This is a genomic window from Massilia sp. NP310, assembly GCF_019443485.1.
Taxonomy (GTDB): domain Bacteria; phylum Pseudomonadota; class Gammaproteobacteria; order Burkholderiales; family Burkholderiaceae_D; genus Telluria; species Telluria timonae.
In genome coordinates this window covers 2399582-2412434 of the sequence record NZ_CP080379.1, presented here as the reverse complement: position 1 = coordinate 2412434, position 12853 = coordinate 2399582, and the positions used below count along the sequence as shown (strand labels likewise).

11 protein-coding genes are annotated in these 12853 nt (G+C 64.4%); 10 read left to right on the top strand and 1 reads right to left on the bottom strand.

Annotated elements, in window-relative coordinates; genetic code table 11:
- The first annotated feature begins 60 nt into the window (after positions 1 to 60).
- The 10 genes from hfq (at position 61) to KY496_RS10450 (ending at position 10570) form a co-directional block, all read left to right on the top strand.
- The gene (hfq, locus tag KY496_RS10495) at positions 61 to 300 is read left to right on the top strand and encodes an RNA chaperone Hfq (protein WP_005666255.1); all 240 of its coding nucleotides are present in this window, start codon (positions 61 to 63) and stop codon (positions 298 to 300) included.
- 32 nt (positions 301 to 332) lie between these two features.
- Positions 333 to 1544 carry a GTPase HflX gene (hflX, locus tag KY496_RS10490; RefSeq protein ID WP_081589930.1) on the top strand — a complete coding sequence of 404 codons (1212 nt, stop codon included), beginning with the start codon at positions 333 to 335 and terminating at the stop codon, positions 1542 to 1544.
- 3 nt (positions 1545 to 1547) lie between these two features.
- Positions 1548 to 2834 (top strand): FtsH protease activity modulator HflK, encoded by a 1287-nt coding sequence (gene hflK / locus KY496_RS10485; protein ID WP_005666258.1) that lies wholly within the window; start codon positions 1548 to 1550, stop codon positions 2832 to 2834.
- On the top strand, positions 2834 to 3712 hold the full coding sequence (gene hflC / locus KY496_RS10480) for a protease modulator HflC (RefSeq protein ID WP_005666260.1): 879 nt from the start codon (positions 2834 to 2836) through the stop codon (positions 3710 to 3712). Before hflK ends, hflC begins: the two co-directional genes overlap by 1 nt.
- Before the next feature lie 253 nt (positions 3713 to 3965).
- Positions 3966 to 5120: an ATP phosphoribosyltransferase regulatory subunit gene (locus tag KY496_RS10475; protein WP_219864681.1), complete on the top strand. Its 1155-nt coding sequence runs from the start codon at positions 3966 to 3968 to the stop codon at positions 5118 to 5120.
- 3 nt (positions 5121 to 5123) lie between these two features.
- On the top strand, positions 5124 to 6440 hold the full coding sequence (locus KY496_RS10470; RefSeq protein WP_219864680.1) for an adenylosuccinate synthase: 1317 nt from the start codon (positions 5124 to 5126) through the stop codon (positions 6438 to 6440).
- A 24-nt stretch (positions 6441 to 6464) separates the two neighbouring features.
- Positions 6465 to 7004, top strand: coding sequence for a phosphoribosyltransferase (locus KY496_RS10465; RefSeq protein ID WP_005666264.1), 540 nt, complete (start codon positions 6465 to 6467; stop codon positions 7002 to 7004).
- Between the two features lie 128 nt (positions 7005 to 7132).
- Positions 7133 to 7729, top strand: coding sequence for a MarC family protein (locus KY496_RS10460; RefSeq protein ID WP_005666267.1), 597 nt, complete (start codon positions 7133 to 7135; stop codon positions 7727 to 7729).
- 104 nt (positions 7730 to 7833) lie between these two features.
- Positions 7834 to 8466: a PEP-CTERM sorting domain-containing protein gene (locus KY496_RS10455; RefSeq protein ID WP_184239702.1), complete on the top strand. Its 633-nt coding sequence runs from the start codon at positions 7834 to 7836 to the stop codon at positions 8464 to 8466.
- A 97-nt stretch (positions 8467 to 8563) separates the two neighbouring features.
- Positions 8564 to 10570 (top strand): PAS domain-containing protein, encoded by a 2007-nt coding sequence (locus tag KY496_RS10450; protein ID WP_219864679.1) that lies wholly within the window; start codon positions 8564 to 8566, stop codon positions 10568 to 10570.
- Positions 10571 to 10715: 145 nt separating this feature from the next.
- Here the strand turns inward: KY496_RS10450 and uvrB are convergent, their stop codons facing one another.
- Positions 10716 to 12812, bottom strand: a complete 2097-nt coding sequence (uvrB, locus tag KY496_RS10445; RefSeq protein WP_229520496.1) for an excinuclease ABC subunit UvrB — start codon at positions 12810 to 12812, stop codon at positions 10716 to 10718.
- Positions 12813 to 12853: the final 41 nt, after the last annotated feature.

Genomic DNA, 12853 nt, shown 5'->3' with positions numbered 1-12853 from the left:
CTACTTGAAAACCGGCAAATCGCCTCAAACTTTTAACTACAACAACATTACGGAGCTGTTATGAGCAACAAAGGGCAACTGTTACAAGACCCATTCCTCAACGCCTTGCGCAAGGAACACGTCCCTGTCTCGATCTACCTCGTCAACGGTATCAAACTCCAGGGTCATATCGAATCCTTCGACCAATACGTCGTTTTGCTTCGTAATACCGTGACCCAGATGGTCTACAAGCATGCCATTTCCACTGTCGTGCCGGCCCGTGCCGTCAACCTTAACCTCGACTCCAACGAAGCCGAGTAAGGCCGATGGCTGACGCCCCCGGCACTCCAACCCTGCGCGCAGCGCTGGTCGGCATCGACTTCGGGACTGGCGACTTCGCCGCCAGTCTCGATGAGCTGTCGCTGCTTGCGCGCTCCGCCGGCGCCGATCCGATCACCACGATCACGGCGAAGCGCAGCAGCCCGGACCCCGCGCATTTCGTTGGCAGCGGCAAGGCCGACGAAATCGCCCTCGACGCCAAGGCCCTTGGCGCCGAGATCGTCATCTTCAACCACGCTCTCTCTCCCGCCCAGCAGCGCAACCTGGAGCGTCGCCTCCAGCTGCGCGTGATCGACCGCACCAGCCTGATCCTCGATATCTTCGCCCAGCGCGCCAAGAGCCACGAGGGTAAGCTCCAGGTCGAGCTCGCTCAACTGCAGCACCTGGCCACGCGCCTGATCCGCGGCTGGACCCACCTGGAACGTCAAAAGGGCGGTATCGGCCTGCGCGGTCCGGGTGAAACCCAGCTCGAGACCGACCGCCGCCTGATCGGCGAGCGGGTCAAGATGCTGCGCGCGCGCCTCGGCAAATTGCGCAAGCAGCACGAGACCCAGCGCCGCCAGCGCGGCCGCAACAAGACCTTCTCGGTGTCGCTCGTCGGTTATACCAATGCCGGCAAGTCGACCCTGTTCAACACGCTGACGAAAGCCGGCGTGTACGTGGCGAACCAGCTGTTTGCGACCCTCGACACCACCAGCCGCCGCATGTACCTGGGCGACGAGGTGGGCAGCGTCGTGATCTCGGACACCGTCGGTTTCGTGCGCGAACTGCCGCACCAGCTGGTGGCGGCGTTTCGCGCCACGCTGGAAGAAACCATCCATGCCGACCTCTTGCTGCACGTGGTCGACAGCGCCTCCCCGACGCGCATGGAGCAGGTCGAACAGGTCAATGAAGTCTTGCGCGAGATTGGCGCAGATCATGTTCCGCAAATTTTGGTGTGGAACAAGATCGATGCCGCCGGGCTGGAACCTGGGGTCGAGCGTGATGAGTATGATAAGATCAACCGGGTTTTCATCAGCGCCCACAGTGGCGCCGGCCTGGATCTGCTGCGTTCGGCAATCGCCGAGGCGGCCAAGTCCGCGCCGGGCCCAGGCGGGTACAGCAACCCAGAAAACGAAGAGCACGACGAAGCCTTCGGGCTCGCCGAGGAAGACGCGTCGGTGGACGCGCACCCCGGCGGTCTTGCCGACAATATGCCAACTTCCACCCATGTCAGGCCCAACTAGCCTATGCTTGTTTCTCTACTAAAAAGATTCGGCGTCAAATTGTCGCTGAACGACCCACGCTGGGGACGCAACCCCGAAGACGACCGCAAGGCCCAGGATGGTCGCCGCCCCGGTGACGGTCCTCCCGACCTCGACCAGATGTGGCGCGATTTCAATGCGCGCCTGAACCGCATGTTCGGCGGCCGCGGCAACAATAACGGCGGCGGCGACAACGGCGGCCCGCGCGGCGAAATGCGCGGCGCCGGCATCGGCGCCGGCGTGATCGCCATCATCGTCGGCTTCATCTGGCTTGCCAGCGGCGCCTTCATCGTGCAAGAGGGCCAGGTCGGCGTCGTGACCACCTTCGGCAAGTACAGCCACTCGACCACGCCGGGTTTCAACTGGCGCTGGCCGTATCCGTTCCAGGCCCACGAGACCGTCAACACCTCGCAGATCCGTACCGCCGAGATCGGCTACCGGGCGAACGTGCGCAACAAGCAGCCGCAAGAATCGCTGATGCTGACCGATGACGAAAACATCATCGACATCCAGTTCGCGGTGCAGTACACGCTGAAAGACCCGGTCGCCTGGCTGTTCAACAACCGCGACCAGGACGACAGCGTGCGCCAGATCGCCGAGACGGCGATCCGCGAAGTGGTCGGCCGCAACAAGATGGACTTCGTCCTGTACGAAGGCCGCGAGAAGGTCGCCGCCGACGTGCATTCGATGATGCAGGCGATCGGCGACCGCTACGCGCTCGGCGCCCTGATCACCAACGTGACGATGCAGGGCGTGCAGCCGCCGGAGCAGGTGCAGAGCGCCTTCGACGACGCCGTGCGCGCAGGCCAGGACCGCGCCCGCGCCCGCAACGAGGGCGAGGCGTATGCCAACCAGATCATCCCGCAGGCGCGCGGCCAGGCCTTCCGCCTGCAGCAGGACGCCGAAGCCTACCGTTCGATGGTGGTCGAGAACGCGACCGGTAACGCCGCCCGCTTCGACCAGGTGGTGGCCGCCTATTCGCGCGCCCCGGCCGTGACCCGCGACCGCATGTACATCGACACCATGCAGCAGATCTTCACCAGCACCACCAAGGTGATGGTCGACTCGCGCGCCAACAACAATATGCTGTACCTGCCGCTCGACAAGCTGATGCAGCAGCAGGCAGCCAACGATGCCCAGATCGGCAGCAAATCGGGTCCGGTGCAATTGCCGCAGTCCGGCCAACCTGCCGAAGTGAGCCAGGCCATGGAAGCGGTGCGCCAGCGAGACGAGCGCAGCCGCGATTCCTCACGTGACAGGGAGACCCGCTGATGAACCGCCTCGTAACTCTTTTCGTCGCGGGCTTCATCGCACTGATGCTGCTGTCGTCCACGATCTTCGTCGTCGACCAGCGTCGCTTCGCGATCGTGTTCGCGCTCGGCCAGGTCAAGGAAGTGATTTCGACGCCGGGCCTGCACTTCAAGCTGCCGCCGCCGTTCCAGAACGTGATCTACCTGGACAAGCGCATCCTGACGCTGGACACGCCCGACGCCGACCGCTTCATCACGGCCGAGAAGAAGAACATCCTGGTGGATGCCTTCATGAAATGGCGTATCGAAGATCCGCGCCTGTACTACGTCAGCTTCGGTGGTGACGAAAGCCGTGCGCGCGACCGCATGTCGCAGATCATCAAGGCGGCCCTGAACGACGAGATCACCAAGCGCACCGTGCGCGAAGTGATTTCCGGCGAGCGCGCCGCGGTGATGGCGGCGGTGCAGGCCAAGGTCGTGGCCGAAGCGAAGGAAATCGGCGTCGGCATCGTCGACGTGCGCCTCAAGCGCGTGGATTACATCGAGCAGATCAACAACTCGGTGTACGAACGCATGCGCGCCGAGCGCGTCCGCGTCGCCAACGAGCTGCGTTCGACCGGCGCCGCCGAGTCCGAGCAGATCCGCGCCGATGCCGACCGCCAGCGCACCGTGATCATCGCCGAAGCCTTCCGCGACGCCGAGAAGGTCAAGGGTGACGGCGACGCGAAAGCCTCGGCGATCTACGCCGAAGCCTTCGGCAAGAACCCGGAATTCGCCCGCTACTACCGTTCGCTCGAAGCCTACCGCGCCAGCTTCAAGGACCGCAGCGACGTGCTGGTGGTGGATCCGAACTCGGAGTTCTTCAAGTACTTCAAGCAGCCGGCGGCGTCGGGTCGCTGAACCGCGTTCCCAGGCCTGGCCCAGGACGGGCTCCCGCACAACGGGAGCCCGTTTTTCATGGGATTTGCCAGCTTGTATAGGCATCCGTGACGTGGCAGATTGTTAACCCGGCAAGGTGTCGAACCAGCATTCCCTGCCTCACCCGCGCGGTTTTCGGGTAAAATCACCGATTCGGCGTTCGCGCCATGCGTTGGCACGTCTATCGTCGTCCCTGCCAGTCGCAGCTAATTATCCCAACTCCCATCTGTTGCCCATGCCGAACTGGCTATTGCCTGAGAATATTGCCGATGTCTTGCCGTCCGAAGCGCGCAAGATCGAGGAGCTGCGCCGCCTGATGCTCGATAACTTCCGACTCTACGGCTACGAGCTCGTGATGCCGCCGCTGCTCGAATATACCGAGTCGCTGCTGGCAGGCGCCGGTGAAGATACCGACCTCAAGACCTTCAAGGTCGTCGATCCGCTGTCGGGCCGCCTGCTCGGCCTGCGCGCCGACATGACCACGCAGGTGGCGCGCATCGACGCGCACCTGCTGAACCGTGAATCGATCACCCGCCTGTGCTACGCCGGCAGCGTGCTGCATACCCGTCCATCGGGCCTGCACGCCACCCGCGAGCCGGTGCAGATCGGCGCCGAGATCTACGGCCATGCCGGCCTGGAAGCCGACGCCGAGATCCAGGAACTGGCCCTCGGCTCGCTGGCCCTGGCGGGCTTCACCAACGTGCGCCTGGACCTGGCCCACGTCGGCGTGCTGCGCGCCTTGCTGGCCGAAGACCCGGCCGCCAAGCGTGACGAAACCCAGATCTACTGCCTGCTGCGCGCCAAGGATGCGCCGGGCCTGGACGCCATCTCGACGAACTACTATCCGCAGACCCGCCAGGCGCTGCTGGCGCTGCCGCACCTGTACGGCGACGTCGAGGTGCTGGCCAAGGCGCGCGAACAGCTGCCGGCGCTGCCGGGCATACAGCGCGCGCTGGCCGAACTGGCCGCGCTGGCGGCGGGCGCCATCGGTCGCGCCGAGGTGGCGATCGACCTGGCCGACCTGCGCGGCTACCAGTACGAAAGCGGCGCCATGTTCGCGCTGTACGTGCCGGGCCTGCCGAACGCGGTCGCCAGGGGCGGGCGCTACGATCACGTCGGCGAAGCCTTCGGACGCGCGCGTCCGGCGACCGGCTTCTCGCTCGACCTGCGCGAACTGGCCCGGCTGCTGCCGACGGCCGAGCGCAAGCATTCCATCCGCGCGCCGTGGGGCAATGCCCCCGAGCTGAAGGAAAAAATCGCTGACCTGCGCAAGGCAGGCGAAGTCGTGATCCAGAGCATGCCTGGTCACGACAATGTTCAGGACGAGTTCGAGTGCGACCGCGTGCTCGTCCTCGAAAACGGAAATTGGATTCTCAAAAACTTAGGTTAAGTGATGTCAAATACTAACGTGGCAAAGAACGTCGTTGTCATCGGCACCCAGTGGGGCGATGAAGGCAAAGGGAAGATCGTCGACTGGCTCACCGACCACGCCGCCGGCGTGGTGCGTTTCCAGGGCGGCCATAACGCCGGTCACACCCTGGTCATCAAGGGCCAGAAGACCGCGCTGCAGCTGATCCCTTCGGGCATCATGCGCGAAGGCGTGGCCTGCTACATCGGCAACGGCGTCGTGGTCTCGGTGCCCGACGTGATGCGCGAGATCGACAAGCTGCAGGCCGCCGGCATCGAAGTGGTGTCGCGCCTGAAGATCTCCGAGGCTTGCCCGATCATCCTGCCTTACCACGTCGCCATCGACAAGGCGCGCGAAGCCAAGCGCGGCGAGAACAAGATCGGCACCACCTGCAAGGGCATCGGCCCGGCCTACGAAGACAAGGTCGCGCGCCGCGCGATCCGTATCGCCGACCTGCTCAACGCCGAGCGCTTCGCCGAGAAGCTCAAGGAAAACCTGGACTACCACAACCACGTGCTGGTCAACTACCTGGGCGGCGAAGCGATCGACTTCCAGACCACCTATGATGACGCGATGGCCCTGGTGCCGCGCCTGCGTCCGATGGTCGCCGACGTGTCGTCGCTGCTGTACGCGGCACACAAGCAAGGCGGCAAGCTGCTGTTCGAAGGCGCGCAGGGTTCGCTGCTCGACGTCGACCACGGCACCTATCCGTTCGTCACCTCGTCGAACTGCGTGGCGGGCAATGCCGCCGCCGGCGCCGGCGTCGGCCCGAACATGCTGCACTACATCCTGGGCATCACCAAGGCCTACACCACCCGCGTCGGTTCGGGCCCGTTCCCGGCCGAGCTGCCGACCGAAGAAGGCGTGGGCGAGCACCTGTCGCGCGTCGGCCATGAATTCGGCACCGTGACCGGCCGCGCCCGCCGCTGCGGCTGGTTCGACGCCGCCCTGCTGCGCCGCTCGGTCCAGATCAACGGCGTGTCGGGCATGTGCCTGACCAAGCTGGACGTGCTGGACGGCATCGAATCGCTGAAGCTGTGCACCGGCTACAAGATCGACGGCCGCGACGTCGACATCTTCCCGGTCGGCGCCGAAGAAGCCGCCCTGTGCGAGCCGGTGTACGAAGAAATGCCGGGCTGGACCGAATCAACCGTCGGCGCCAAGTCGATGGAAGAGCTGCCGGCCAATGCCCGCGCCTACATCAAGCGCATCGAAGAGCTGGTTGGCGTGCCGATCGACATGGTGTCGACTGGCCCGGACCGTGAAGAAACCATCGTCCTGCGTCACCCGTTCGCAGCGTAAACCAAGAAGAATCTGGAGTAGAAGATGAATACCCCCGTATCGACCGACAAGGACCTGTGGGTCTCCTGGGATGAATACCACCGCCTGATCGAGCGCCTGGCGCTGCAGGTCTATGAATCGGGCTGGAAGTTCGATCAAGTGCTGTGCCTGGCGCGCGGCGGCGTGCGTCCTGGCGACGTGTTCTCGCGCATCTTCGACGTGCCGCTGGCGATCCTGTCGACCAGCTCGTACCGCGAAGAAGCCGGCACCAAGCAGGGCGACCTGGACATCTCGAAGTACATGACCATGACCAAGGGCCCGCTGGCCGGCCGCGTGCTGCTGGTCGACGACCTGGCCGATTCGGGCGTCACCCTGCGCAAGGTCAGCGAGCACCTGACCGAGAACTACAAGGATGTCACCGAAGTGAAATCGGCCGTCATCTGGGTCAAGGGCACGTCTTCGATCCGTCCTGATTACTACCTGGACGACCTGCCGCACAATCCGTGGATCCACCAGCCGTTCGAAGAATATGACGGCCTGCGTCCGCATCAGCTGGCGGCGTGGTTGAAGAAGTTCGAGAAGTAATACCGGTCCGCGCGATCGAATCGAAGCAGGGAAGGGTACAAGCCTTTCCCTGTTTTTTTTCGTCGGCCGAGGTGGCGGCTGCTAATATTGCGCTGTTAACATTTCTGGCAACCCAACAATAACAAGCCATGACCCAAAGCTTCTTCCAGACCTTCATTCTCCTCATCCTCGTCACCGACCCTTTTGGTAACGTCCCCCTGTTTGCTGCCGCCCTGAAAGACACCCCGATCGAGCGCCGCAACAAGATCGTGATCCGCGAATGCGGCATTGCGTTCCTGTTGCTGCTGGTATTCATGTTCTTCGGCAAGCACTTCCTCGAGGCCCTGCACCTGAGCCCGGTCGCGTTGCGCATCGGCGGCGCTGTCATCCTCCTGATGATCGCGATTCGCATGATCTTCCCGCACCCCGACGGCGTGCTGGGCAAGAGCGAAGGCGGCGAGCCGTTCATCGTGCCGCTGGCGATTCCCGCGCTGGCCGGGCCGTCGGCGCTGGCCACCGTGCTGCTGTTCTCGTCGACCAGCTTCACCGACACGATGGTGCACGTCGCCGCGCTGGCGGCGGTGGGCGTGGTCTGGCTGGCAGTGTTCCTGAGCGCCGAAAAGCTGCAGCAGAAACTCGGCCCGCAAGTCATGACCGCCTTCGAGCGCCTGATGGGCCTGATCCTGACGGCGATGTCCATCGAGATGCTGCTGGGTGGTATCCGGGAGTTCGTACAGAGCCTGTAAGCGGACGGCGGGCGGCAATGGATCCCCTGCCGCATTGACTCCCATCAGATCGTCCTTGCGGCAATCAATCATCGTTTACTCTGGTCTGCTCAGAGGAGGTCTCGATGAACGCTGTAATGCGCCTTGCCGCCGCAATCCTGCTTGCGGTGGCAGTCGCCGTGCCGGCAAGCGCCAATATTGTCCGCGACGGCGATTTTGAACTGAACGATGGCAGTTGGGAACTCACCGAAGGCTGGTTTCTGGGAGACGCCGGGCGCGGCGCGAGCAGCGGCCTCAACTCGCTCAGTACCGGCTGCTTCGGTCCCGAGTTTTCCTGCTTTGCCACCCAGGCCCTGCCGACGACGACCGGCCAGCGCTACGACCTGAGCTTCTGGCTGTATGCGGACGGCGTGATCGGCCCGGATGGCTTTCCGATCTTTCAGTTTGACAATGGAATCAGGGTGATGTTCGGGGACGCGATCGCGACGACCATCTACAATTTCCCGACCACGAACACGTCCACCGATATCGGGACGGGCGGCCCGTCCACGCAGATCATCGTCCGCAACCTGCTGGCGACATCGGCATCGACCATCCTGCAATTGTCCGGCTACCACGACCCTTCGGGGATCTTCTTCGACGACATCTCGGTCGAGCTGGCGGTCAGCCAGATCCCCGAACCCGGAACCTTGTCGCTGTTCGGCATGGCGCTCGGCTGCCTTGGCCTCAGCAGGTGGCGGCGCGCACGCGCTGCCTGAGCCGCAAGCAGCCTGTGCCGGGCATCCGTGCGGGAGTCGTTGCCCCAAATCTGGCACACTGCAGTCGCGCAGATTGCGCGCGACTCCCGGACCATGAATGAAACAGGAACCAGCGACACCCTCCGAATGGCTGCCTTTCCTCAGCGGTGGCGGCATGATGGGCGCCATGATGCGCGCCCACGACTGGAGCGCGTCGCCCCTGGGTTCGCCACGCCAGTGGCCGCAGGCGCTGCGCACCGTGGTCGGCCTGATGCTCAACTCGAAGTTCCCGATGTTCGTCGCCTGGGGCGGCGAACTCGGGTTTCTCTATAACGACTCGTATATCTCGATCCTGGGCGACAAGCATCCGACCTCGCTCGGCAAGCGTTTCCACGACGTCTGGGCCGAGATCTGGCACGACATCCACCCGCTGATCGTACGCGCGCTCAGGGGCGAGGCCAGTTATATGGACCGCCTGCCGCTGCGCATGCGCCGTCACGGCTACGACGAGGACACCTGGTTCCGTTTCTCGTATTCGCCGGTGCGCGACGAAGACGGCACCGTGGCCGGCATGTTCTGCGCCTGCGTCGAGATGACGGGCGAGGTGCTGGCCCAGCGCTACCGCGAGGAGGAGAACGAGCGCCTGGTGACCCTGTTCGAGCAGGCGCCCGGCATCATCGCCGTGCTGCGCGGCCCGGACCACGTATTCGAGATCACCAACCGCTCCTACCTGCAGCTGGTCGGCCACCGCGCGCTGGTCGGCAAGGCCGTGCGCGACGCGCTGCCCGAGGTGCAGGGGCAGGGCTTCTTCGAGCTGCTCGACCACGTGTACCGGACCGGCCAGCCTTTCGTGGGCCACGCGGTGCCGCTGCGCGTGCAGCGCGACCCCAACGCGCCGCTGGAAGAGCGCTTCATCGACTTCGTCTACCAGCCGATCCACGACCAGCACGGCAAGGTCTCGGGCATCTTCGTGGAGGGCAGCGACGTCACGGCGCGCAAGCGCATCGAGGACGAGCTGCGCGCCGCCAACCGCCAGAAGGACCAGTTCCTGGCGATGCTGGCGCACGAGCTGCGCAATCCGCTGGCGCCGATCACCACGGCGGCCCAGCTGCTGCAGCGCGGCCAGATGGACGCACCCGGCATCCAGCGCGCCAGCGACATCATCGCGCGCCAGGCCCAGCACATGACGTCCCTGGTCAACGACCTGCTCGACGTCTCGCGCGTGACGCGCGGCCTGGTGACCATCTCGAAAGAGGCGCTGGAAATGCGCGAGATCGTGCACGAGGCGGTGGAGCAGGTGCGACCGTTGATCGATGCGCGCGGCCACGCACTGCAGTGCGAAATCGCAGCGAGCCCCTTGCGCGTGGAGGGCGACCGCACGCGCCTGATCCAGGTGGTGTCGAACATCCTGAACAACGCCGCCAAGTACACGGCGGCGGGTGGAAGCCTCGTGCTCAGCGCACGCATCGAGTCGGGCTTGGTGCGGGTCGCGGTGCGCGACAACGGGCAGGGCATCGATCCGCCGATCCTGCCCTACATTTTTGATTTGTTCATCCAGGCCGAGCGCACGCCCGACCGTTCGCAGGGCGGCCTGGGGCTCGGCCTGGCGCTGGTCAAGAGCCTGGCCGTGCTGCATGGCGGACGGGTGGAGGCGCACAGCGCGGGGTTGGGCAAGGGCAGTGAGTTCGTCGTTTACCTGCCATGCCTGGCCGAGGCGCCGGAAGTGAGCCCGCCGCCGCTTGACGTGCAGCCGCGCGGCGCGCGCGGGCTGAGGGTGCTGGTGGTCGACGACAACGTCGACGCGGCCCAGATGCTGGCGACGCTGCTCGAGATGAATGGATATGAGGTTAGCATCGCCTACGATGGCAAGGGCGCGCTGGCGAGCGCGGTGCAGGCGCCGCCGGACGTGGCTCTGCTCGACATCGGATTGCCCGACATTGATGGCCACGAACTGGCGCGCCGGCTGCGGGCGATGCCCGAGACCACGCAGGCGGTGCTGGTAGCCCTGACGGGATATGGGCAGGTCGAAGACCAGCGGCGGGCGTACAAGGCCGGGTTCGACCATCACATGGCCAAGCCGGCGGATTTGGCGAAATTGCTGGAATTGCTGGCGGGAGTAGCGTAGGGTTGGCAGCGGCGCTGCCGACGCGGTGATCGTTGGCGGCGAGGTCATCCGGCCAGGAAAGGAACCGGTAACCATCACCGCGTCGGCGGCGAAGCGCGGGGCCGCCGAGGCCAGCCCCACCCTGCACCCTGGTTACGCAGCCGCGTTACTTGCCCAACATCGACACCACGTTATCCGCCCCCGGCGCCCCGAACGCCTGCTGCTTGAGCACATGCAGCTGGTCGCGCACCTGCGCCGCCTTCTCGAACTCGAGGTTCTTGGCATGGTCGACCATGAGCTTCTCGAGGCGCTTGATCTCCTTGCTGATCTGCTTCTCGCTCATCGAATCGACCTTGGCCGTCGCCGCATCCTCGTGCACGCCCTCGACCATGGCCTTCTGCGCGGCGCTGCTGTACACGCCGTCGATCATTTCCTTGATCTTCTTCTGCACACCCTTCGGCGTGATGCCATTGGCCTCGTTGAAGGCGATCTGCTTGGCGCGGCGGCGCTCGGTCTCGTCGATCGCGCGCCGCATCGAATCGGTGATCTGGTCGCCGTACAGGATCGCCACGCCGTTGAGGTTACGCGCGGCGCGGCCGATGGTCTGGATCAGCGAACGCTCGGAACGCAGGAAGCCCTCTTTATCCGCATCGAGCACCGCCACCAGCGACACTTCAGGCAAGTCCAGGCCCTCGCGCAGCAGGTTGATCCCGACCAGCACGTCGAAGGTGCCCAGGCGCAGGTCGCGCAGGATTTCCACGCGCTCGACCGTGTCGATGTCGCTGTGCAGGTAACGCACCTTGATGCCGTGGTCGCCAAGGTATTCGGTGAGCTGCTCGGCCATGCGCTTGGTCAGCGTGGTGACCAGCACGCGCTCGTCCTTGGCGATGCGGTCGTTGATTTCGCTCATCAGGTCGTCGACCTGCGACAGGGCGGGGCGCACGATGATCTGCGGATCGACCAGGCCGGTGGGGCGCACCACCTGTTCGACCACGTTGTCGGCGCGCTGCTGTTCGTATTCGGCCGGCGTGGCCGAGACGAAAATCGTCTGGCGCGCCTTGCCTTCGAACTCCTGGAACTTCAAGGGCCGGTTGTCCAGCGCCGACGGCAGGCGGAAACCATAGTCGACCAGGTTGGTCTTGCGCGAACGGTCGCCGTTGTACATCGCGTTGAGCTGGCCGATCATCACGTGCGACTCGTCCATGAACATCAGCGCGTCTTTCGGCAGATAGTCGATCAGCGTCGGCGGCGGCTCGCCCGGCATCGCGCCGGACAGGTGGCGCGAGTAGTTCTCGATGCCCTTGGTAAAACCGATCTCGGCCAGCATCTCGAGGTCGAAGCGGGTGCGCTGTTCGAGGCGCTGTTCTTCGATGAGTTTATTTTGCTGGCGGAATTCTTCGAGGCGGTCGCGCAGCTCGGCCTTGATCGACTCGACCGCGCGCAGCACGGTTGAACGCGGCGTGACGTAGTGCGAGCCCGGATACACGGTAAAGCGCGGGATCTTCTGGCGCACGCGGCCCGTCAGCGGATCGAACAGCTGCAGCGATTCGATCTCGTCGTCGAACATCTCGACGCGGATCGCCAGCTCGGCGTGCTCGGCCGGGAAGATGTCGATGGTGTCGCCGCGCACGCGGAAACTGCCGCGCGAGAAATCCATCTCGTTGCGGGTGTACTGCATCTGGATCAGGCGCGCGATGATGTCGCGCTGCGCCACCTTGTCCTTGTGGCGCAGGGTCAGGATCATCTTGTGGTATTCGTTCGGATTACCGATACCGTAGATCGCCGACACGGTGGCCACGATGACCACGTCGCGCCGTTCCATCAGCGACTTGGTGCACGACAGGCGCATCTGCTCGATGTGCTCGTTGATCGACGAGTCCTTTTCGATGAACAGGTCGCGCTGCGGCACATAGGCTTCGGGCTGGTAGTAATCGTAGTAGGAGACGAAATACTCGACCGCGTTCTGCGGGAAGAATTCGCGGAACTCCGAATACAGCTGGGCCGCCAGCGTCTTGTTCGGCGCGAACACGATCGCCGGCCTGCCAGCGCGCGCGATCACGTTGGCCATCGTATAGGTCTTGCCCGAGCCCGTCACGCCGAGCAGCGTCTGGTAGGACAGGCCGTCGTTGATGCCTTCGACCAGGCCCTCGATCGCGGTCGGCTGGTCGCCGGCCGGCGGGAAGGGCTGGTGCAGCTTGAACGGCGAATCGGGGAAGGTGAGGACCGTCGGTTCGGGTGAAGTTGCGATGGATAAATCAGCCATACTTACAGACCTTTGTTAGAATGAGAATCCGCTCGCGGCCT